Annotated in this window: 24 protein-coding genes; 10 read left to right on the top strand and 14 right to left on the bottom strand. The window is 70.9% G+C overall.

What is annotated here, in order from left to right; genetic code table 11:
* Window positions 1-118: 118 nt before the first annotated feature.
* Window positions 119-514, top strand: coding sequence for a superoxide dismutase, Ni (sodN, locus tag AB0G20_RS16020; RefSeq protein ID WP_031140564.1), 396 nt, complete (start codon window positions 119-121; stop codon window positions 512-514).
* Between the two features lie 63 nt (window positions 515-577).
* On the opposite strand, the gene AB0G20_RS16015 is transcribed toward sodN, so the two are convergent.
* Entirely contained in the window at window positions 578-829 is a 252-nt protein-coding gene (locus tag AB0G20_RS16015) for a hypothetical protein (RefSeq protein ID WP_361301894.1), read from the bottom strand.
* Window positions 830-845: 16 nt separating this feature from the next.
* Window positions 846-2000: an inorganic phosphate transporter gene (locus AB0G20_RS16010; protein ID WP_361301891.1), complete on the bottom strand. Its 1155-nt coding sequence runs from the start codon at window positions 1998-2000 to the stop codon at window positions 846-848.
* Window positions 2001-2105: 105 nt separating this feature from the next.
* Between AB0G20_RS16010 and AB0G20_RS16005 the strand changes: the two genes are divergently transcribed.
* On the top strand, window positions 2106-2840 hold the full coding sequence (locus tag AB0G20_RS16005) for a VOC family protein (protein ID WP_361301888.1): 735 nt from the start codon (window positions 2106-2108) through the stop codon (window positions 2838-2840).
* Here AB0G20_RS16005 and AB0G20_RS16000 read toward each other — a convergent pair.
* From AB0G20_RS16000 to AB0G20_RS15980, 5 genes are all read right to left on the bottom strand, one after another.
* Entirely contained in the window at window positions 2837-3067 is a 231-nt protein-coding gene (locus AB0G20_RS16000) for a hypothetical protein (RefSeq protein WP_361301885.1), read from the bottom strand. The two genes, AB0G20_RS16005 and AB0G20_RS16000, sit on opposite strands and share 4 nt — an antisense overlap.
* Window positions 3068-3077: 10 nt before the next feature.
* Window positions 3078-4298 carry a sigma-70 family RNA polymerase sigma factor gene (locus tag AB0G20_RS15995; RefSeq protein WP_361301882.1) on the bottom strand — a complete coding sequence of 407 codons (1221 nt, stop codon included), beginning with the start codon at window positions 4296-4298 and terminating at the stop codon, window positions 3078-3080.
* Window positions 4299-4327: 29 nt separating this feature from the next.
* Window positions 4328-4741 (bottom strand): YciI family protein, encoded by a 414-nt coding sequence (locus AB0G20_RS15990; protein WP_361301879.1) that lies wholly within the window; start codon window positions 4739-4741, stop codon window positions 4328-4330.
* An 84-nt stretch (window positions 4742-4825) separates the two neighbouring features.
* Window positions 4826-5173 carry a hypothetical protein gene (locus AB0G20_RS15985; protein ID WP_361302452.1) on the bottom strand — a complete coding sequence of 116 codons (348 nt, stop codon included), beginning with the start codon at window positions 5171-5173 and terminating at the stop codon, window positions 4826-4828.
* Between the two features lie 26 nt (window positions 5174-5199).
* Window positions 5200-5784, bottom strand: a complete 585-nt coding sequence (locus AB0G20_RS15980; RefSeq protein ID WP_361301876.1) for a dihydrofolate reductase family protein — start codon at window positions 5782-5784, stop codon at window positions 5200-5202.
* A gap of 112 nt (window positions 5785-5896) precedes the next feature.
* On the opposite strand from AB0G20_RS15980, the gene AB0G20_RS15975 reads away from it, so the two are divergent.
* The gene (locus AB0G20_RS15975; RefSeq protein WP_361301873.1) at window positions 5897-6505 is read left to right on the top strand and encodes a TetR family transcriptional regulator; all 609 of its coding nucleotides are present in this window, start codon (window positions 5897-5899) and stop codon (window positions 6503-6505) included.
* Between the two features lie 76 nt (window positions 6506-6581).
* Here AB0G20_RS15975 and AB0G20_RS15970 read toward each other — a convergent pair whose 3' ends face one another.
* The 3 genes from AB0G20_RS15970 to AB0G20_RS15960 form a co-directional block, all read right to left on the bottom strand.
* Entirely contained in the window at window positions 6582-7199 is a 618-nt protein-coding gene (locus tag AB0G20_RS15970; protein WP_361301870.1) for a GNAT family N-acetyltransferase, read from the bottom strand.
* Window positions 7200-7748: 549 nt separating this feature from the next.
* Window positions 7749-8918: a family 2 encapsulin nanocompartment cargo protein polyprenyl transferase gene (locus AB0G20_RS15965; RefSeq protein ID WP_361301867.1), complete on the bottom strand. Its 1170-nt coding sequence runs from the start codon at window positions 8916-8918 to the stop codon at window positions 7749-7751.
* Between the two features lie 111 nt (window positions 8919-9029).
* Complete coding sequence (locus AB0G20_RS15960) at window positions 9030-10436, bottom strand: family 2B encapsulin nanocompartment shell protein (RefSeq protein WP_361301864.1); 1407 nt, start codon at window positions 10434-10436, stop codon at window positions 9030-9032.
* Window positions 10437-10690: 254 nt separating this feature from the next.
* Between AB0G20_RS15960 and AB0G20_RS15955 the strand changes: the two genes are divergently transcribed.
* On the top strand, window positions 10691-11599 hold the full coding sequence (locus AB0G20_RS15955) for a pyridoxal-phosphate dependent enzyme (protein ID WP_361301861.1): 909 nt from the start codon (window positions 10691-10693) through the stop codon (window positions 11597-11599).
* Window positions 11600-11634: 35 nt separating this feature from the next.
* Here the strand turns inward: AB0G20_RS15955 and AB0G20_RS15950 are convergent, their stop codons facing one another.
* Entirely contained in the window at window positions 11635-13233 is a 1599-nt protein-coding gene (locus AB0G20_RS15950; RefSeq protein WP_361301858.1) for a Na+/H+ antiporter, read from the bottom strand.
* Between the two features lie 62 nt (window positions 13234-13295).
* On the opposite strand from AB0G20_RS15950, the gene AB0G20_RS15945 reads away from it, so the two are divergent.
* From AB0G20_RS15945 to AB0G20_RS15935, 3 genes are all read left to right on the top strand, one after another.
* Window positions 13296-13556: a UBP-type zinc finger domain-containing protein gene (locus AB0G20_RS15945; protein ID WP_053672413.1), complete on the top strand. Its 261-nt coding sequence runs from the start codon at window positions 13296-13298 to the stop codon at window positions 13554-13556.
* A 261-nt stretch (window positions 13557-13817) separates the two neighbouring features.
* Complete coding sequence (locus AB0G20_RS15940; protein WP_003992877.1) at window positions 13818-14231, top strand: hypothetical protein; 414 nt, start codon at window positions 13818-13820, stop codon at window positions 14229-14231.
* Window positions 14232-14248: 17 nt separating this feature from the next.
* Entirely contained in the window at window positions 14249-15385 is a 1137-nt protein-coding gene (locus AB0G20_RS15935; RefSeq protein WP_361301854.1) for an RNA polymerase sigma factor SigF, read from the top strand.
* A gap of 3 nt (window positions 15386-15388) precedes the next feature.
* Here the strand turns inward: AB0G20_RS15935 and AB0G20_RS15930 are convergent, their stop codons facing one another.
* Window positions 15389-15838: a hypothetical protein gene (locus AB0G20_RS15930; RefSeq protein WP_361301851.1), complete on the bottom strand. Its 450-nt coding sequence runs from the start codon at window positions 15836-15838 to the stop codon at window positions 15389-15391.
* Between the two features lie 115 nt (window positions 15839-15953).
* Between AB0G20_RS15930 and AB0G20_RS15925 the strand changes: the two genes are divergently transcribed.
* Together AB0G20_RS15925 and AB0G20_RS15920 are read left to right on the top strand one after the other, a co-directional pair.
* Window positions 15954-16922 (top strand): diacylglycerol kinase family protein, encoded by a 969-nt coding sequence (locus AB0G20_RS15925; RefSeq protein ID WP_361301848.1) that lies wholly within the window; start codon window positions 15954-15956, stop codon window positions 16920-16922.
* A 322-nt stretch (window positions 16923-17244) separates the two neighbouring features.
* A complete protein-coding gene (locus AB0G20_RS15920; protein ID WP_016639615.1) occupies window positions 17245-17502 on the top strand; it encodes a WhiB family transcriptional regulator in 258 nt (85 codons plus the stop codon).
* A gap of 188 nt (window positions 17503-17690) precedes the next feature.
* Here AB0G20_RS15920 and AB0G20_RS15915 read toward each other — a convergent pair whose 3' ends face one another.
* Together AB0G20_RS15915 and AB0G20_RS15910 are read right to left on the bottom strand one after the other, a co-directional pair.
* Window positions 17691-19166, bottom strand: coding sequence for a PAS domain-containing sensor histidine kinase (locus AB0G20_RS15915; RefSeq protein ID WP_361301845.1), 1476 nt, complete (start codon window positions 19164-19166; stop codon window positions 17691-17693).
* Between the two features lie 343 nt (window positions 19167-19509).
* Window positions 19510-20199 (bottom strand): TetR/AcrR family transcriptional regulator, encoded by a 690-nt coding sequence (locus AB0G20_RS15910; RefSeq protein ID WP_361301842.1) that lies wholly within the window; start codon window positions 20197-20199, stop codon window positions 19510-19512.
* A gap of 96 nt (window positions 20200-20295) precedes the next feature.
* On the opposite strand from AB0G20_RS15910, the gene AB0G20_RS15905 reads away from it, so the two are divergent.
* Window positions 20296-21048, top strand: coding sequence for an SDR family oxidoreductase (locus AB0G20_RS15905; RefSeq protein ID WP_361301839.1), 753 nt, complete (start codon window positions 20296-20298; stop codon window positions 21046-21048).
* Window positions 21049-21106: the final 58 nt, after the last annotated feature.

Here is a 21106-nt window from a genome sequence, read left to right as displayed (position 1 = left end):
CACCAGTCTCAGTCTCACCCCGGACTTTTGTCCTAAGCCCATGGGGGCACCCGCGAAAAGCCGTCCCCCACGGAGTAATGTCCCCTGTGAGAAGACGATCACGAGGAAGGAATGCTCCATGCTTTCCCGCCTGTTTGCCCCCAAGGTCAAGGTCAGTGCGCACTGCGACCTTCCCTGCGGTGTGTACGACCCCGCCCAGGCCCGCATCGAGGCGGAGTCGGTGAAGGCCGTGCAGGAGAAGATGGCCGCCAACGACGACCCGCACTTCCAGGCGCGCGCCACCGTCATCAAGGAGCAGCGTGCCGAGCTCGCGAAGCACCACGTCTCGGTGCTCTGGAGCGACTACTTCAAGCCCCCGCACTTCGAGAAGTACCCGGAGCTGCACCAGCTGGTCAACGACACCCTGAAGGCCCTCTCGGCCGCCAAGGGCTCGACCGACCCGGCCACCGGCCAGAAGGCGCTGGACTACATCGCCCAGATCGACAAGATCTTCTGGGAGACCAAGAAGGCCTGACCGCCTTCGTACGGCGAAGGGGCCCGACCGAGAACCGGCCGGGCCCCTTCGTCGTGGGCGCTGTCAGTGGAACACCTGCCACGAGTGGAGCTGAGGGACGATCAGGTAGATCCCGTACCCCACCACGGCCGCGCAGGCCAGGAAGCACAGGGTTGCCTGGGTGAGGCCGAGGGCGGAGGTGCCGCCCTGCTGTGCGCGGGTGCCCTCCAGCCGGGCGAGGCCGAGGACACCGAGGGCGAAGACGACGACCACGGTGACGGTGGCGCCGACGCTCACCGCGGCGACCCGGCCGAGTGCGGTCCAGTCCAGATGCATGTGCGGCTCCTGTCGGTCAGGCGGCCGTGCCGACCTTGGCCGGCGGCTCGGTGCGGATACTGACTTCGTGTGCGTCGTTGACGTTGTGCGCGTGCACCGGGTTGCGGCGCGAGATGACCACGATGCCCGCGGCCAGGGCCGCGCCGACCAGCGCGACGACCGCCGTGCCGAGATCCCCGCCGTTCTGCACGACCGCGGCGGCCAGCCCCCCGACCAGCGCGGCGGCGGGCAGGGTGACCATCCAGGCGACCGCCATCCGGCCCGCGACGCCCCAGCGGACCTGCGCGAGCCGGCGCCCGAGACCCGCGCCGAGGATGCTGCCCGAGGCCACCTGGGTGGTGGACAGGGCGAATCCGAGGTGGGCGGAGGTCAGGATGACGGTCGTGGAGGCGGTCTCGGCCGCGAAGCCCTGCGGCGACTGGATCTCGGTGAGGCCCTTGCCCATGGTGCGGATGATCCGCCAGCCGCCCAGGTAGGTTCCCAGGCCGATGGCGAGTCCCGCGGACGCGATGACCCACAGCGGCGGGCCCGCGTCGTGGCCGAGCGCGCCGGCCGAGATCAGGGTGAGGGTGATGACGCCCATGGTCTTCTGCGCGTCGTTGGTGCCGTGGGCGAGGGAGACCAGCGAGGCGGAGGCGATCTGTCCGATGCGGAAGCCCTTGGTGACGGAGTCCTTGCTGGCCCGGTCGGTGAGCCGGTAGGCGAGGTAGGTGGCGAGCAGCGCGGCGACACCGGCCACGATCGGTGAGGCCACCGCCGGCACCAGCACCTTCTCGACGACCTTGTCGAAGTCGACGCCCTGGCTGCCCGCCCCGACCCACACGGCCCCGATCAGCCCGCCGAACAGGGCGTGCGAGGAGCTTGAGGGCAGACCGACCAGCCAGGTCAGCAGATTCCACAGGATCGCGCCGACCAGCCCCGCGAAGATCATGCCCGGGGAGACGAGGGTGTCGTCCACGATGCCGCCCGAGATGGTCCTGGCGACCTCGGTGGACAGAAAGGCACCGACGACGTTGAGGACACCGCTGATCAGGACCGCCGTACGGGGAGCGAGCGCGCCGGTGGCGATGGACGTGGCCATCGCGTTCGCCGTGTCGTGGAAACCGTTGGTGAAGTCGAAGGCGAGTGCGGTGACGATGACGACCGCCACGAGGAACGTGATGTGGTCCATTGCTGAATGCAAACAAGCGCCGGCCAATGGACGGGGAACGGTGCGGCAAGGGTTGGTCAAGGTTCACGCAGGTGGCGGTGGAGCGCGCCCTCTACGATCGCGCCCATGAGGATCAGCTGGACGTACGCCTTCATCGACCGCCCGCGTGAGGCCTTCGGTGCCGCCTGCGACTTCTGGACGGCGGTCACGGACACCCGCCTGTCCGAACTGCGCGGGGAGCACGACGAGTTCGGCACTCTGCTCCCCGACGGCGCCGACGCGTGCGTGAAGGTGCAGGCGGTCGGTCCGGGTTCCGGCGGCGCGCACATCGACTTCTGCGTGGACGACGTCCCGGAGTTCGCCGCCACGGCGGTTCGGTTCGGTGCGAGCGTGGTGGCCGACCTCGGGTCGCTCGTCGTGCTGCGTTCGCCCGGCGGGCAGTTGTTCTGCGCGGACCCCTGGCGCGGGCAGTCGTCACGGCCGGGCGTGGTGCGGGGCAGCCGGCTCGACCAGGTGTGCCTGGACGTCCCGCCCTCGGCCTACGGGAAGGAAGTCGCCTTCTGGAGCGCGCTGCTCGACGGCTGGGAGTCGCTGCCGGGCGCCCTCCCGGAGTTCCACGTGGTCAAGCCGCCGCCCGGCCTGCCGGTCCGTCTGCTCCTGCAACGCCTCGGTGAGGAACGCCCGGCCTCCGCCCACCTCGACCTCGCCTGCGCGGACGTCGCGGCGACCCGGGCACGGCACGAGGAGCTCGGGGCCGCCTTCGTGGCCGGCTTCTCCCGCTGGACGGTGATGCGCGACCCGGCGGGCGGCACGTACTGCCTGACGACCCGGGACCCGGTGACGGGCGGGCCGCGCGGCTAGTGCAGGTCGGCATACGCACAGGCGGACGCCCCGGCCTCCTCGGGCCTCGGACAGGGCGGCAGGTCCGGTGGCTCGTCGGGATTCGTCTCCTCCCACACGTACGGCCCCCGAGGCTCCGTCGAGTCCTGCATCCACAGTGTCAGCCCGCCCGCGACGGCCACGGCCAGCAACCACACGATCACCACCAGGCGCCACACACGGCGACGCCGCTCCCCCGGTCTGCCCATGTCCCACACGCTAGTCGCACAACCGCGCCGCCCTGGCCCGGAGATAGCGCTGCTCGGGCAGGCTGAGGGTCTGCGCGGCCGCCGACTCGTAAGCGGCCCGGGCGGCTTCGGGCTCGCCCGCGCGCTCCAGGAGGTGGCCTCGTACGGCCTCCAGGCGGTGGCCCGTCAACTCGTCGACCAAGGCGTCCACTTCGGCGAGTGCCGCGCGCGGGCCGTGGACCATGGCGACGGCGACCGCGCGGTTGAGGCGTTCGACCGGGCCGGGGACCAGGCCGACGAGGACGTCGTACAGGCCAAGGATCTCGGCCCAGTCGGTCGCCTCGGGCGAGGATGCCTCGTCGTGCACGGCGGCGATCGCGGCCCGCAGTTGGAACGGCCCCGGGCGGCCCCGGGACAGGGCCCGGGTGACCAGCTCGACGCCCTCCTCGATCGCGGGTTCGTCCCAACGGTCGCGGTCCTGCTCGTCGAGGGGGATCAGCTCGCCGTGCGGACCGCTGCGCGCGTCGCGCCGGGCGTCGGTGAGCAGCATCAGTGCGAGCAGCCCGGCCACCTCGCAGTCGCCGGGCAGCAGCCGGTGGACCGTGCGGGTCAGCCGCACGGCCTCGCCCGCGAGGTCGCGGCGCTGCAGCGCGGCGCCGGAGGTCGCCGTGTAGCCCTCGTTGAAGATCAGGTAGAGGGTCTGCAGGACGGACGGCAGCCGCTGCTCCCAGCGGTCCGGGCGCCCGAAGCGCACGCCCCGCACCTTCTGCTTGGCCCGGCTGACCCGCTGCGCCATGGTCGCCTCCGGGACGAGATACGCCCGGGCGATCTCCGCTGTGGTCAGACCGCCCACGGCGCGCAGCGTGAGCGCGATCTGCGCGGGCGGCGACAGGTCCGGATGGCAGCACAGGAACAGCAGCGAGAGCGTGTCGTCCTCGCGGGGTGCCCGCTCCCCGGGTGGCGGTGCCGTGAAGGCGTCCCGGGGCGTGAGCGCGGCCGCCCGCTCCTCGCGCTGCCTCCGGGCCTGATCGCTGCGCAGGGCGTCGGTGAGGCGCCGCGAGGCGACCTTGATCAGCCAGCCGCGCGGATTGCCGGGCACGCCCGCCGAGGGCCACTGCCCGGCCGCCGCGAGCAGCGCCTCCTGCACCGCGTCCTCGGCGGCGTCGAAGTGCCCGTACCGTCTGACCAGCGCGCCGAGGACCTGCGGCGCGTTGCCGCGCAGCAGGTCCTCGATCTCGGGCGTGCTCCTCACCAGCGTGTCCGTCGGCGTCGGCCGGTTCGTCAGATGTCCCCGGAACCGTCCATGATCGGGCGGATCACGACCGGGTATGCGGGGGCACCGGCCGGCTGGGGGCAGCGGGAGACGCGGTCGGCGATCTCCGTGACCCGCTCCAGGCTCTCGCACTCCAGGACCCAGTAGCCGGCCAGCAGCTCCTTGGTCTCGCTGTACGGCCCGTCGGTGATCACGGCCTTGCCGTCGTCACCGAGGGTGACGTGCCGGGTCTGCGCCGGCTCGGCCAGGCCCTGCCCGTCGACGAGCTCGCCGCTCTCGGAGAGGTCGTCGTTGATGGCGCCCATGTAGGCGAACATGGTCTGCAGCTCCTCCTCGCTCCAGGCCGGGGAGTTCGCCGACGCCTTGCCGCGCATGGCTTCGTAGTCCGCCTGTGTGCCCTGCACCATGACCAGGTACTTCATCGGTCCGCTCCTTCGGCTCTCACCGCCCGGTGGGCGGCTCTTCACAGGGGACGTCGGAGCCGGGCCGCGCATCTCGACACGGGCTCAGGAATTCTTCGCGGCGGATTCTCCTGGAGCCGGTTCGGGCGGGGTCGTGGCAGACGGGGCGGTGCCCCCGGCGGGCCGGGCCTCGCCGGCGTCGCGGGCGTTCCCGGCGGGCCGGGCCTGCTCGGCGGGCCTGGGGTCTTCGGCGAGCCGGTCACCTTCCCCGGGCCGGGTGCCCTCGCCCGCGTAGCCGCTGTCGGCGCCCTCCGCGTCGTAGGCCCCGCACGCGGGGTTGTGGCACGGGCCCGCCATCCACCGCGGCACCCACGCGCCCAGCGTCTTGTGGCGCCGGACCACTGTTTCCACTGGCTGTCCGCAGGCCGGACAGACGTGTCCTTCGCTGCCCATGTCCTCAGGGTAGGCCGGTCGGAGGCTCAGCGCTTCCTGCTGTACGTGCGCACCACCGCGCCGTTACCGAACGTGCGCACCGATTCCAGGGTGAACTCCGAGATCGCGAACCCGGAGCCGAACATCGGCATGCCCGTGCCGTACACGAGCGGGTAGGCCTTGATGACGAGCTCGTCGATCTCGTCGATCAGTTCCCCTGCGACCTTCGAGCCGCCGCACAGGTAGATGCCGAACTCACTCTCCTCCGCCTTCAGTTCGCGGACCCTGCCGACCAGGTCGTCCGCGATGATCTCGACGTTCGGGTCGGGCGACTCCTTCAGGGTGCTGGAGGCGACGTACTCGCGCAGGTGGGCGTAAGGGCTGGTGATGTCTTCCTTCAGGGCCAAGTCGTAGCTGCCCCGCCCCTGGATGATGGTGTCGAACCGCTTGTTCTGCAGGTCGTCGAGGCCGAGGGCCCGGCGGCCGTGGGTGGCCATGGTCTCCGGGTATTCCGCCTTCAGGAAGGCGAGGAACTCCTCGTCGACGAAACGGAGCATCGCCGATGCGTCGCCGTCCGGGTCGCCGATGAAGCCGTCGAGGGAACAGGCGATGAAGTACGTGAGCTTTCGCAAGCCGGTCTCTTTTCGTAGGCTGCCGCTGTAACGACTTCAGTTGTAGTACTCCTGACGTAGTGGTTGCAAGAGATTTTCGGCGATCAGTCGAAAGTGGGAGAAGGGACTCCGCATGGTCAGCAACCCCGGGCGCCGGGCCGCGCTCGTCGACGCCGGTGTCGAGGTGCTCGCGCGCGAGGGGGCGCGCGGGCTGACGTTCCGCGCGGTGGACGCGGAGGCCGGGGTGCCCGTGGGCACCGCCTCCAACTACTTCACCGGTCGCGCCGACCTGCTGCGCCAGATCGACACCCGGCTGCACGTACGGCTCGCACCCGACCCCGACGTGGTCGCCGACCTGATGACCCGGCCGAAGGACCGCTCGCTGGTGACGGCCTTCATGCACGACCTCATGGCCCGCGCGACCCGCGACCGCACGGGCTATCTGGCCCTCATGGAGCTACGTCTGGAGGCCACCCGGCGCCCCGAACTGCTGGCCTCCTACACCACGTCGGTGCGCGGGGACCTCGAGGAGGCCATGGAGTTCCACCGCACCGCCGGGCTGCCCGGCGGTGACGAGTCCGTCGCCGTGCTGTATCTGGCCATGCTCGGGCTGCTCCTTGAGCATCTGACCCTGCCGGGCGTGCTGGAGGGCGTCCTGCCCGGCGTGGGCGTGCCGGACGGACTGGTGGAGCGGATCGTGGCGACGGTGCTGCCGGAGGAGGGCCGGGCGGACGAGACCTAGCGCCTGTCGCGACGGCCTGCCCGCGAGGCCCGGCACGCCCCACCGACTGGTTGTCGCGGTGGCGCCGTAAGACCCCCTAGGCGGGCCGGTGCGGCCTGGGCTCGCGCCACAGGGGCCACATCGCCGGGCCGTCCGGGAGGTCGAGAACCGGGCCGGCGGGCTCGAAGCCGAGCCGCTCGTACAGTTCGCGGCTGCGGGCGCTGCTGGCCTCCAGGTAGGCGGGCAGGCCCTCTCGGTCGCAGCGTTCGAGGACGGCCTCGATCAGCGCGGTGCCGAGGCCCTCGCCCTGGCGGCCGGGGGCCACACCGATCATCCACAGGTACTCGTGGGCCCGTCCGGTGGGATGGACGGCGGCCGTCAGCCGGCCGATCGTCTCGATGCGCTCGTTGTCCGGGTCCACGGCCTCCCGCACCTGGGCAGGGCCTTCGTCCTCGGCGTCGTGGTCGTCGTGGCCCTCGTCGGCGGGCATGGAGAGCCACAGGGCGCAGGCCGAGCCGTCCTCGGTGACGTCTATGCGACCGGCCGCGAGCACGATGTCGGTGAAGGCGGCCATGAGCCCGGGGTGCTTGGCACGGCGGTCCTCCAGGCCGGGGAAGACCCACCCGCTCACGGGGTCGTCCTGGAACGCCTCGTCCAGAAGCCGGACGATCAGCTCCCTGTCCTCTTCGCCCGCCGTTCGGATGGCCACACCCATGCCCCGCCCCTTCGCTCGTCCCGACGGGCGTTGATCGTAGGGGGGTTGGCCCTCCCCGGGGGAGCCGGGCAGGAGCTTGGCGGGATTCGATCGAACGTTTGCCCAAACTCGACGGATACGGGAAGGGGGTGGGCCCCGCACACCGTGGGGCAGTGCGGGACCCGCCGACCGGAGGCCGGTGGCCGTGCGGTGTCAGGAGCCGCACGGCCCCGGCGCTCCGGGGGTCTGCCCTTCGGTCGCCCGAAGGGGCGTCGCTGATGCTGCCTCTCGCCGGCCGATGCCGGCCGTCGACTGCTGACGGTCGTCTACTGCGGCCGGCCATCTGCGCTGAGGGCCGACACCTGCGGTCGGTCGTCGGCGCTCACGGGCGACCTCTGCTGCCGGCCATCGGCGCTGACGGCCGGCACCTGCGGTCGGTCATCGGCCGCCGGTGGTCGACGACTGATCGCAGCACCACCGCTGCGGCCGTTGACTGCCGTCGGCCGGCAACCGCTGCGGGCCGCCGACCGACGCGGGTGTCTGCTGCTGGTCGTCTGCTGCTGCGGGCCGTCAACTGGTGCGCCGCGTGACGAACTCGGCGAGTGCCAGCAGACCGCCCGCCGCCTCCGGGTCCGGCACCGCTCGGGCCAGCTGCTGCATCGCCCGTGCCATCCGGTCGGCCGCCTGTCCCTGCGCCCAGTCACGGCCGCCCGCGCGCTCCACGGTCAGGGCGATGTGGTCCAGGTCCTCCTTCTCGCTGGGTCGCGCGTACAGTTCGGCGAGTTCGGCCGCCGCCGGTGTGCCGGAGGCGAAAGCCGCCACCACCGGCAGCGACTTCTTGCGGGCCGCCAGGTCGGCACCGACGGGCTTGCCGGTGCGGCGCGGGTCGCCCCATATGCCGATGACGTCGTCGATGAGCTGGAAGGCGAGCCCGGCCTCCCGGCCGAACGCGTCCAGCGCCGCCACTTCCGCTTCCGAGGCGCCCGCGTACAGTCCGCCGATCGCGCAGGCGCTCCCGAGCAGAGCGCCCGTCTTGGCCTCGGCCATGGCGAGCACCTCGTCGAGCGTGACCTCCGCGGGGGCGCACCGCTCCATGGCCGTGTCCGCGTGCTGCCCCGCGCACAGTTCGACCACGCAGTCCGCGAGCCGGACGGCGGCGGCCGGGGAGGCCGGGTGCGGGTCCTGGGCGAGCAGCCGCAGGGCCAGTGCCTGCAGCGTGTCCCCGGCGAGGATCGCGTCGGCGTCACCGAACACGGTCCACGCGGTGGGGCGGTGGCGGCGGGTCGTGTCCCGGTCCATCACGTCGTCGTGCAGCAGCGTGAAGTTGTGGACCAGCTCCACCGCGGCGGCTGCCCGAGCCGCCCCCGCCCGCGCCTCGGGCCCGCCGAGAGCGGCCGCCGCGGCGAGGACCAGCGCGGGCCGGATCGCCTTGCCGGAGCCTCCCTCCGCCGGGGTACCGTCGGCCTGCTCCCAGCCGAAGTGGTAGAGCGCGATCCGCCGCATCGGGCCGGGCAGCGAGCCGAGCGCGGCCCGCAGCACCGGGTCGACCTCCGCCCGTGCCCGCTCCAGCAGCGTGACCGCCTCGTGCCCGTCGGCCGGTGCCGGCCCGCCGTCCCGCTGCGTCCCGATGGGCACCCGTCTTTCCTGAGCCCCGGGCGTCTGCCGGGGCTCGGCGCCGCGCTGCCCACCGGGGGCGGGCAGCGTCGTCTCCGTCCTGGACTCCGTGAGGGACTCACCCATGGGACCGCCTCGGAGTATGAGCGGACGGTGGCGCTTCCGCTGCCGCTGGGCGCGTACCCCGAGGATGTACCCGCCCCGAGGGGCGGGGACACGGCCGGCATACCGGGAGCGTCACTGCCAGCGGCCGATCTCGACGTTCTCCAGGACGCCGAGCGCGTCCGGTACCAGGACCGCAGCCGAGTAGTAGGCCGTGACCAGGTACTTGATGATGGCCTGTTCGTTGATGCCCATGAAGCGCACCGACAGGCTCGGCTCGATCTCGTCCGGGATGCCGGAGGCGCGCAGGCCGATGACGCCCTGGTCTGCCTCGCCGGTACGCAGCGCGATGATCGACGTCGTACGGGCGTCCGAGACCGGGATCTTGTTGCACGGGAAGATCGGCACACCGCGCCAGGTCGGAATGCGGTTGCCCGCCATGTCGATGGTCTCGGGCACCAACCCGCGCTTGTTGAGCTCGCGGCCGAACGCGGAGATGGCGCGCGGGTGGGCGAGCAGCAACTTGGTGCCGCGGCGCCTGCTGAGCAGTTCGTCCATGTCGTCCGGGCCGGGCACGCCGTCGTGCGGCTGGATCCGCTGGTCGTACTCGCAGTTGTGCAGGAGACCGAAGTCGCGGTTGTTGATGAGCTCGTGCTCCTGGCGCTCCTTCAGCGCCTCGACCGTCAGCCGGATCTGCTGCTCGGTCTGGTTCATGGGCTTGTTGTAGAGGTCGGCCACGCGCGTGTGGATGCGCAGCACGGTCTGGGCGACGCTCAGTTCGTACTCGCGGGGCCGGGCCTCGTAGTCGACGAAGGTGTGCGGGATGTCCGGCTCGCCGGAGTGCCCGGAGGAGAGGTCGATCTCCTTCTCGCCGTACTTGTTGGAGCGCTGCGACGGGATCGCGCGGCGCTGCTGGAGGTGTTCGCGCAGGGTGTCCGAGCGCTCCGCGACCTGTTCGAACTCCTGGCGGGGGAGCACGAGCACGGTGCACGCGGTGAGGGCGCGGGCCGTGTACTCCCAGATCGCGTCCTCGTTCAGCAGCGCGTCGTCGCCGAAGTAGGCGCCGTCGGCGAGGACTGCGAGGGACTCGTCGTCCCCGTAGGGGCCCGTGCCGACTTTCTCGACCCTGCCGTGCGCCAGGAGGTACACCTCGTCGGCCGGGCTGCCGAACGACGCGATCACGTCGCCCGCCGCGATCTCCCGCTGCTCGCAGCGGCGGGCGATCTCGAAGAGCACCTCCTCGTCCTCGTACGACCGCAGCGGCGGCAGCTCGCCCAGCTCCGCGGGGATGATCTCGACACGGTCGCCGGTCTTCACGAACGTGAGCCGGCCGTCGCCCACGGCGAACGTCAGCCGCCGGTTCACCCGGTACGTACCACCCTGGATGTCGACCCACGGCAGCATCCGCAGCAGCCAGCGGGAGCTGATCTCCTGCATCTGTGGCACGGACTTGGTCGTGGTGGCCAGGTTCCGCGCGGCCGCCGTGCCGAGACTCTGCTGCGGCTTGGTCTGCTCCGTACGGACCTCTTCGCCTACCGACATAGAGAACTGCCCTCCCGGTTGTGACCGACGCCCATTGCCTCGGGCATCGATGTGCACGGGCAAGCCTTCCCCACTCGACGTCTTGGTGCTATTACCCGAAAGAGCGGGAATGGATCTTCCTACTACTGGGCAGAGGGGGGCCGTTACGGCGCTGGAAACGGCCCGGGTCCGGGCCTCGGACCGGGTGCCCGGACGCCGAGATCGGCGTCAGCCCCGAGCCCCCACCTCCCCCACTCCCGGGTGACAATGGCCCGGTGACCAGCCCCGACACCCCCGGACTCGCGGTGCTGCGCCCCCGGCTGCCCTCGCCGGTTCAGGAAGTCGTGGACAGCCGGTTCGAGCGCCGGGGCGTGCGGCTGCTGCTGAAGCGGGACGATCTGATCCACCCGGAGCTGATCGGCAACAAGTGGCGCAAGCTCGCGCCGAACCTGACCGCGGCGGCCGGCCGTACCGTCGTCACCTTCGGCGGCGCCTGGTCCAACCACCTGCGCGCCACGGCCGCGGCCGGCCGGCTGCTCGGCATCCCCACGGTCGGTGTCGTACGCGGCGACGAGCTCGCCGGCCGGCCCCTCAACCCCTCGCTGGCCCGCTGCACGGCCGACGGCATGCGGCTGCACTTCGTCGACAGGGCGACCTACCGCCGCAAGTCCGAGCCGCGAACCCTGGCCGGCATCCTCGTCGCGGCGGACGCAGAGGAGGCGTATGTCGTCCCCGAGGGCGGCAGCAACGCCGAGGCCGTACGCGGCTGCCGGGCGCTGGGCGCCGAGCTGCGCGGCCGCTCCGAGGTCGCCGCCGTGCCCTGCGGCACCGGCGGCACGCTCGCGGGGCTGGCCGCCGGTCTCGCTCCCGGCCAGCGTGCCCTGGGCGTGCCGGTACTCAAGGGCGGCTTCCTGGCCGCCGAGACGGAAGCCCTGCAGCGTGAGGCCTTCGGTGGCCGGCGCGGCACCTGGAGACTGGACGACCGCTTCCATTTCGGCGGCTACGCGCGCGTGCCCGCCGAGCTCGATGCCTTCGCGGCGGACTTCGAGCACCGGCACGGCCTGCCCGTGGAGCGTCTGTACGTCGCCAAGCTGCTGTACGGACTCGTCACCCTGGCCGGCGAAGGCGCCTTCCCGCGCGGGACGGCAGTGGCGGCCGTGGTCACCGGCCGCCCCTTCCCCTGAGGCGCCGCCCCTTCGCCTGAGGCACCGCCCCGTCGTCATGCCGCCTCTCGGAAGGCCGCCGCCTCCTCCAGGTCCAGCCTGCGCAGCAGGGTCCGCAGCATCTCGTCGTCGATGTAGCGGCCGTCCCGGAGCCTGACGAACACCTCGCGCTCGGCGCTGATCATCTCCCGCGCCAACCGCCGGTAGGTGTCGTCGACGGACTCCCCCGTGACGGGGTTGGCCTGCCCGAGCCGTTCCCAGACGGCGTTGCGGCGACGCTCCAGGACGATGCGCAGCCGGTCGGCGAGCGGGGTGGGCAGGGCGTTGCGTTCGTCGGCCAGGAGCTCGTCCAGGCGCCGCTCGGCGGCTCTGGAAGCCTGGGCCTGGGCGTTGGCCTCGGCGAGTGTCTCGGTCTGGGCGTCCCGCCCGGGGAACTTCAGCAGCCGGATCAGCGGGGGCAGGGTCAGGCCCTGGACGACGAGGGTCCCGATGACGGTCGTGAAGGTCAGGAAGAGGATGAGGTTGCGCTGGGGGAAGGGCTCCTCGCCGTCGTGCATGGTGAGCGGGATCGAGAAGGCGATGGCCAGTGAGACCACGCCCCGCATCCCCGCCCACGCGATGACGAACGGGCCCTTCCAGGTCGGGTTCTGCTCCCGTTCCCGCACCCGGGCCGACAGCAGCCGCGGCAGGAAGGTGGCGGGATACACCCAGAGGAACCGGGTCGCGACGACGACCAGGAAGACGGCGACCGCGTACCAGGCGGCCTCGACGCCCTCGTACTCCCCGAGTCCCCTCAGGACCACCGGCAGCTGCAGTCCGATCAGGGCGAACACCGCCGACTCCAGGACGAAGGCGACCATCTTCCAGACCGCCTCCTCCTGCAGACGCGTCGCGAAATCGACCTCCCACGCCCGGTGCCCCAGGTAGAGCGCGACGACCACGACCGCGAGGACACCGGAGGCGTGCACCTGCTCGGCGACGGCGTACGCGACGAACGGGATCAGCAGGGAGAGCGTGTTCTGCGGCAGCGCCTCCTTCACGTGCGTGCGCAGCCAGTGGATCGGCGCCATCAGCAGCAGGCCCATCACGACGCCGCCGACCGCCGCGAGCAGGAATTCGCCGATGCCCCCGGCCCAGGTCGCGCCCTCGCCGACGGCGGCGGCCAGGGCCACCCGGTACGCGGTGATCGCGGTGGCGTCGTTCAGCAGGGACTCGCCCTGGAGGATCGTGGTGATCCGCGACGGAAGCCCGACCCGGCGGGCCACCGCCGTCGCCGCGACCGCGTCCGGGGGCGCCACCACCGCCCCGAAGACCAGCGCCGCGGTCAGCGGCATGCCCGGCACGATCACGTACAGGGCCCAGCCGACGACGAAGGTCGCGAACAGCACGTACCCGACGGACAGCATCGCGACCGGCCGCAGCTGCGCCCGCAGGTCGAGATAGGAGCTGTCGGTGGCGGCCGTGTGCAGCAGCGGGGGCAGGATGAGCGGCAGGACGATGTGCGGGTCGAGCGTGTACTCGGGCACCCCAGGGACGTAGCTGACCGCCAGTGCCACGGCCACCAGCAGCAACGGCGCCGGCACCGGGGTGCGGCGCGCGGCCGCGGCGATCGCGGCACTGCCCGCCACGAGCAGCAGCAGTGGCATCACGTCCATCGTTCTCGCCCGCCCTCGTTTTTCGACGCGGTCTTCCACCCGACCGACGTAACCTGGCAATCATGAAACAGTGCACGCACGCCGACGCGCTGCCGCACCCCGAACCCGGCCCGCTCAGCGAGACGTGTCCGGAGTGCCTGGCGGAGGGCATGGATCCGGTGCAACTGCGGCTGTGCCTCAGCTGCGGTCACGTCGGCTGCTGCGACTCCTCGCCGGGACGGCACGCGGCGGAGCATCATAAGGAGTCCGGTCACCCCGTGATGCGGACTCACGAGCCCGGGGAGACCTGGCGTTGGTGTTTCGTGGACCATGTCCTGGTGTGACACGACAGGACCCCGGCGGTGGACGGTTCGACCGTCTGACGTCTGGGTACGTCAACCCGGCGCGCGCTCTTCCCATTTGGGCCCGCCCAACCCCTAGACACGGAGCGTATCCACAGGTTTACTGTGAGTGACGACAAGGGGTTGGGGTCCCGGGGACAGGACCGTCGAGAGCGCGATAGCGTCACCGCTGAACCACGTATCGCGTTACCCCCGGGGGGCGACCCTCGGCCCTGAAACGCTTGTACCACCATGGAGGTGAGGGTGTCCCAGATCGCAGGCGAGCCCGCGACCCAGGACTTCGTCGAAGTCCGGCTGCCGGCCGCGGGGGCCTACCTGTCGGTGCTGCGTACGGCCACGGCCGGTCTCGCGGCCCGTTTGGACTTCACCCTCGACGAGATCGAGGACCTGCGCATCGCGGTGGACGAGGCCTGCGCGATCCTGCTTCAGCAGGCCGTGCCCGGCTCGGTGCTCAGCTGTGTCTTCCGCCTCGTCGACGACTCACTCGAGGTCACCGTCTCGGCACCGACCACGGACGGACATGCCCCTTCGCGGGACACCTTCGCCTGGACCGTCCTGTCCGCTCTCGCGGGCAAGGTCTCCTCTGCCGTGGACAAGGACAAAACCGTTTCGATCAGCCTCTACAAACAGCGCGGCGCGGGACCCGGGCCGGCGTGAGGAGCGAGGACGGGCCGGTGCGGGACGAAGAGCGCGGCACACGAGAGCTGCCGGCCGAGGGCACGGGCACGAGCGGCCCGAGCGGTGCCCGGCGCATGGCGGACGGCATCGACGGCATCCCCGAGCAGGCCCGCCCGCATCCCGAGGACGACTCCACTGGAGCCGCCCTACCGGGCGGCGGGCGGCTGGACCGGGACGGTGCCGTGCGGAGCGCGCCTCCGGGCGAGGGGATCACCGCATCCCCGGCCCAGGGGGGTCCCCCCACTCGCGAGAAGTCGAGAGTGGCGGAGGAGGCGAGGGCTCGGGGAAGGGCGACGGGCGGGACGATGAGCGAGCACGAGCGACACTCGGAGGATCAGACGCCGCGCGCACACCACGCACAGGGTGCGCACCACGGCTCTCCGGACCGCAGCGGGGCGCGCGAGATGTTCCTCAAACTGCGCACCCTGAGCAGCGGCAGCCCCGAGTACGCGGAGCTGCGCAACCAGCTGGTCCGGATGCATCTGCCGCTCGTGGAGCATCTCGCGCGCCGCTTCCGCAACCGCGGCGAGCCGCTGGACGACCTCACCCAGGTCGCCACGATCGGTCTGATCAAGTCGGTCGACCGTTTCGACCCGGACCGCGGCGTGGAGTTCTCGACGTACGCGACCCCGACGGTCGTCGGCGAGATCAAGCGGCACTTCCGCGACAAGGGCTGGGCGGTGCGCGTCCCGCGCCGGCTGCAGGAGCTGCGCCTGGCGCTGACCACGGCCACGGCCGAGCTCTCACAGCTGCACGGCCGCTCCCCCACGGTCCACGAGCTCGCCGAGAAGCTGGCGATCTCGGAGGAGGAGGTCCTGGAGGGCCTGGAGTCCGCCAACGCGTACTCCACGCTGTCCCTCGACGTCCCCGACACCGACGACGAGTCCCCGGCGGTCGCGGACACCCTCGGCGCGGAGGACGAGGCGCTGGAGGGCGTGGAGTACCGGGAGTCCCTCAAGCCGCTGCTGGAGGATCTGCCGCCGCGTGAGAAGCGGATCCTGCTGCTGCGGTTCTTCGGCAACATGACCCAGTCGCAGATCGCGCAGGAGGTCGGCATCTCCCAGATGCACGTCTCCCGGCTGCTGGCTCGCACGCTGGCACAGCTGCGGGAGAAGCTCCTCGTCGAGGAGTGACGGCTACTTCTCCGGGTTGCCGGGGTTGCCGGGCCCGCGGATCCCGAGGGCCCGGGTCGTCTCGGGGTTCACCAGCAGCACGAGCGACGCGACTGCCACGACCGCGAGGGCGATCCCGGCCGGAATGGCCATGCTGTCGGCCTGCAGCAGGTTGTAGGCCACCGGCAGCGCCATGAGCTGGGTGATCACGGCCGGACCACGGCTCCAGCTGCGCAGGGCGAGCAGTCCGCGGGCCGCGAGCAGCGGGAGCAGCGCGAGCACCATCAGGGTGATGCCCCCGGTCACGGCCTGCTGCCGGTCGTCCGGATGGCCCGTGAGGCCGAGGACGAGGATCCAGACACCGCCCACGACCAGCGCGAGCCCCTCCAGTGCGGCCAGCAGCGCGGCGTACGTCAGACGCCGGGGGCGGGGGCCGGTGGTTTCCTCGGTGGTGCGGGTCTGCTCACTGCTCACTCCTGCAGAGTAGCCCCCGTCGTACACGCCCCCGTGGCGCGGTTCACCCCCGCTCTCTTACCTGATCCCTACCTCGGTATGGGCCAGGTACCACCCAGTAGGTACGCTGCCAGTCATGCGTGCACTTCTCGTGGTCAATCCGGCGGCAACCACCACAAGTGCGCGCACACGCGACGTACTGATCCATGCACTCGCCAGCGAGATGAAGCTGGAGGCGGTCACCACCGAGTACCGCGGTCACGCGCGCGACCTGGGCCGGCACGCGGCGGACAGCGACGACATCGACCTGGTCGTGGCCCTCGGCGGCGACGGCACGGTCAACGAGGTGGTCAACGGCCTCCTGCACGCCGGCCCCGCTCCGGGTCATCTGCCCGGCCTCGCCGTGGTCCCGGGCGGCTCCACCAATGTCTTCGCCCGCGCCCTGGGCCTGCCCAACGACGCCGTGGAGGCCACCGGCGCCCTGCTGGACGCCCTGCGCGACGGCAGCGAGCGGACCGTCGGCCTGGGACTGACCTCGGGCACGCCGGGCACGGAGGACGAGGCGGTGCCGGCCCGCTGGTTCACCTTCAACGCCGGGCTCGGCTTCGACGCCGGTGTGGTGGGTCGTGTGGAGCAGCATCGCGAACGCGGCCGGAAATCCACACACGCTCTTTACGTGCGCCAGGTCGTACGTCAGCTCCTCGGTGAGCCGAACCGCCGTAACGGGACGATCACGCTGGAGCGGGCCGGTGAGGATCCGGTCACCGATCTGGTGCTGTCCATAGTCTCGAACACCTCACCATGGACGTTTCTGGGGAATCGCCCGATCTACGCGGCACCTAAAGCCTCGTTCGATACCGGGCTCGATCTCTTCGGTCTCAGCCGCCTGTCCACCGCGGCGGTTGCCCGGTATGGCACCCAGTTGCTCACTTCGTCCCCCGAGCGTGGACCCCATGGCAAGCACGCCACCTCTCTGCATGACTTGACGGAGTTCACCTTGCATTCGAAGGTCCCGCTCCCCCTCCAGATGGACGGTGACCACCTGGGGCTGCGAACAAGCGTGACGTTCACAGGCGTACGCCGTGCACTGCGTGTGATTGTGTGAGCAGAACTGGCTAAAGTCCTTTCACTCGAACGTTTAGGCCAGGATCCACCCCATGGAAGTACGGCTGTGACCTAGTCGACACCGAAGAATCAAAAAAAACTTTCCGGAAGGGGTTGTGTCCGCCGCTGAGGTTTGCGAGTCTCTACATGGCGATCGGGACGGCCCGCAACATCGGCCTCCACTGATCACCAGAACCCCTCTTCAACTCACAGGACCTACGTCAGGGAACCTGACGGTCGGCCCTTCACTTGTTGAGGGATTCGTGAAAGCGTTCACATTCACAAGCAAGCCCTGCACGTAATACCAAGGAGAGGTAGCAGCCATGGACTGGCGTCACAACGCCGTTTGCCGCGAGGAAGACCCCGAGCTCTTCTTCCCCATCGGCAACACCGGTCCTGCGCTGCTGCAGATCGAGGAAGCCAAGGCCGTCTGCCGTCGCTGCCCGGTGATGGAGCAGTGTCTGCAGTGGGCGCTCGAGTCCGGCCAGGACTCCGGCGTCTGGGGTGGTCTCAGCGAGGACGAGCGCCGTGCCATGAAGCGCCGCGCCGCCCGCAACCGGGCCCGTCAGGCCTCCGCCTGACAACCCACCCCTGCTGACAGCCTGAGCTTGGCGGCGCGTACAGCGAGTACGTATCTCCCGCCCCCGAGCCGCAGCGCGCAGTTCCCCCGATGCGCTTAGTTAAGCAGCAACGAGCTTTAGCCCCGGACCACTTGGTGGCCCGGGGCTCATTGCTTTTCCGGCCCCCTTTTCCGAGGCTCCGGGGTCCGCTACTTCTGCGACCGCACCGGGATGTCCAGGATCACACGGGTGCCGCGCTCCGGGGCCGGGACCATGTCGAAGGTGCCGCCCAACTCGCCCTCCACCAGAGTCCGCACGATCTGCAGGCCGAGATTTCCGGCGGTGTGCGGATCGAACCCTTCCGGCAGGCCGATCCCGTCGTCCTGGACCGTGACCAGCAGTCGGGCTTCCTTGGTCGTGCCGCCGCGGACCGCCGAGACCTCGACCGTGCCGGTGTCGCCCTCACGGAAGCCGTGCTCCAGCGCGTTCTGCAGCACCTCGGTCAGCACCATCGACAGCGGCGTGGCGACCTCGGCGTCGAGAATGCCGAAGCGGCCGGTGCGCCGGCCCGCGACCTTGCCCGGGGAGATCTCCGCGACCATGGCCAGTACGCGGTCGGCGATGTCGTCGAACTCCACACGCTCGTCCAGGTTCTGCGAGAGCGTCTCGTGCACGATCGCAATCGATCCGACACGCCGCACCGCCTCTTCGAGGGCCTCGCGCCCGCGGTCGGATTCGATACGCCGGGCCTGGAGGCGGAGCAGCGCCGCCACCGTCTGGAGGTTGTTCTTGACGCGGTGGTGGATCTCCCGGATCGTCGCGTCCTTGGTGATCAACTCGCGCTCTCGCCGACGCAGTTCGGTGACGTCGCGGAGCAGGACGAGGGAACCGATGCGGGTGCCCTTCGGCTTGAGCGGGATCGCGCGGAACTGGATGACGCCGTCCGTGGCCTCGATCTCGAACTCGCGCGGCGCCCAGCCGCTGGCGACCTTGGCGAGTGCCTCGTCCACCGGGCCCCGGGTCGGGGCGAGTTCGGCGGTGGTCCTGCCCAGGTGCTGGCCGACGAGGTCGGAGGCGAGGCCGAGCCGGTGATATGCGGACAGGGCGTTCGGGGAGGCGTACTGGACGATGGCGTCGGCGTCGAGCCGGATCAGTCCGTCGCCCACGCGGGGCGAGGCATCCATGTCGAGCTGCTGGTTCGCGAACGGGAAGGACCCGGCCGCGATCATCTGCGCCAGGTCGGAGGCACTCTGCAGATAGGTGAGCTCCAGGCGGCTCGGGGTACGCACGGTGAGGAGGTTGGTGTTGCGCGCGATGACGCCGAGGACGCGCCCCTCCCGCCGTACGGGGATCGACTCGACCCGGACGGGGACCTCCTCGCGCCACTCGGGATCGCCCTCGCGCACAATGCGGCCCTCGTCGTGGGCGGCGTCCAGCATCGGGCGACGGCCGCGCGGGACGAGATGGCCCACCATGTCGTCCTGGTACGAGGTCGGGCCGGTGTTGGGCCGCATCTGGGCGACCGAGACGTACCGGGTGCCGTCGCTGGTGGGGACCCACAGGACCAGGTCGGCGAAGGAGAGGTCGGAGAGCAGCTGCCACTCCGAGACCAGCAGGTGAAGCCACTCGAGATCGGTGTCGTCGAGGGCGGTGTGCTGGCGTACGAGTTCGTTCATGGAGGGCACGTGTGCGAGCGTACCCGGGGGTTCGTACGGCCCTGAAACACCCGCGGGCCGCGGCGCCTGAGAGGGACCCTCAACCCTCTCGGCACCGCAGCCCGGAGCAGCATCGGCCGTGGGGTGTGCGGTCCCGGTCGGCCGAAGGATGAGGAGCCGGGGCAGTCAGGGCAGAGAGCCTCGGTTCCTCGGTCCGTCTTCCTGTGCGGGGAAGACGGAGGTTGGTGCGCGTTGCACACGCGCTCTCGTCACGCATTGTGGACTAGACCACTTGCGGGTGTCCATGCGTTGGAGGCTGTTCGTTGTTGTCATTTCCGTGACGCGTCGGACGCACTGGCGTCCAGCAGGCAGCCTAACCCGTGTGGGTTCCTGTGCGGGGCCAGATGGACAGGGCAATTTCCGCGACCGCCTCCAGTTCCTCCCGGCTCGCCCCGTCGCGCGCCTGTTGTGACATGCCCTGGATCATCGCTCCGGTGTGACGAGCCAGCGCGGCGGCGTCGATGGCCGGTGGCAGCACGCCGGCGGCGACATCGGCTCTGATACGGCTCTCGAACGCGGCGATGTTGGCGTTGCGGCGGTCCCGCAGCGACTGCTCCACCTCGGGGTTCGAGCAGTTCGCGGCAGCGTGGACGACGAGGCAGCCGTGCGGGTGGCCGGGTTCGGTGTACGCCGTGGCGGCCTCGCGCAGGATGCGTTCGACGGCGGCCCGTGCGGTGGGTTCCTCGGCGAGGGCGCGGCCGGTGAAGGATCCGTATCCCGTGCCGTACACCTGGACGACCTCTTCGAAGAGGGAGCGCTTGTCGCCGAAGGCCGCGTAGAGGCTGGGAGCACCGATGTCCATGACGCGGGTGAGGTCGGAGACGGACGTGGCCTCGTAGCCGTGCTCCCAGAAGGCCAGGAGAGCCTTCTCCAGCGCGGTCTCGCGATCGAAGGAGCGGGGGCGTCCGCGGGGCCTGGCCCTGGCCTTGCCGTCCCCGACGGCCCTCGCACTCGCGGCGTCAGGCCTCGCCGAGGTCTTCGCGGTTCCGTCGTCGTTCACCATGGGGTGCATTTTATAGCGGCCACTAGAGAAATGTCGGCGGCTGCTGTACGGTCATTTCTGTAGCGACCGCTAGGGAAATGAGAAGGGGGCGCCGCCATGGGCGTGCTCACAGGCAGGACGGCACTCGTCACGGGGGCGAGCAGGGGCATCGGGCGAGGAATCGCCGAGCGGCTGGGGCGCGACGGGGCGCGGGTCGCGGTGCACTACGGCAGGAACGAGGCGGCGGCGAAGGAGACGGTCGCGTCGATCGAGAGGGCCGGAGGCTCGGCGTTCGCGGTGGGCGTGGAGCTGGGGACACCGGGGGACGCCGAGGCGCTGTGGGAGGAGTTCGACCGGCACGCGGACGGGCTGGACATCCTGGTGAACAACGCGGGGATCGGCAACACCCGGCCGATCGGGCAGTTGGAGGAGCGGGAGTTCGACGAGGTCTTCGCGGTGAACGTGAAGGCGCCGTTCTTCATCCTCAAGCACGGCATGACGCGCCTGCGGGACGGCGGCCGGGTCGTCAACATCTCGTCGGGGCTGGCCCGGACGGCGGCGATGCCGGACAACATGGCGTACGCGATGACGAAGGGTGCGCTGGACGTCCTCTCACGGGACCTGTCCAAGGTGCTGGGGCACCGGGGCATCACGGTGAACTCGGTCGCCCCGGGGATCATCGACACGGACAACACGGCAACACTGCTGCGCGGCAGCCCGGACGGCTGGGCGAAGGCGGCGGCGATATCGGCATTGGGCGGGGTGGGCGAGCCTGCCGAGGTCGCCGACGTGGTGGCGTTCCTGGTGTCGGACGGGGGGCGCTGGGTGACGGGCAGTTGGGTGGATGTGACGGGCGGTTCGCTTACGTAGGCGCGACGGCCGGACCGAGGGGGTGGGCCTCAGTGGCCACAGTGACCAGGCCGCCCCG

The sequence above is a fragment of the Streptomyces sp. NPDC024017 genome, assembly GCF_040638895.1.
In the GTDB taxonomy this organism is placed as follows: domain Bacteria; phylum Actinomycetota; class Actinomycetes; order Streptomycetales; family Streptomycetaceae; genus Streptomyces.
This window is presented reverse-complemented; position numbering and strand designations above follow the sequence as displayed.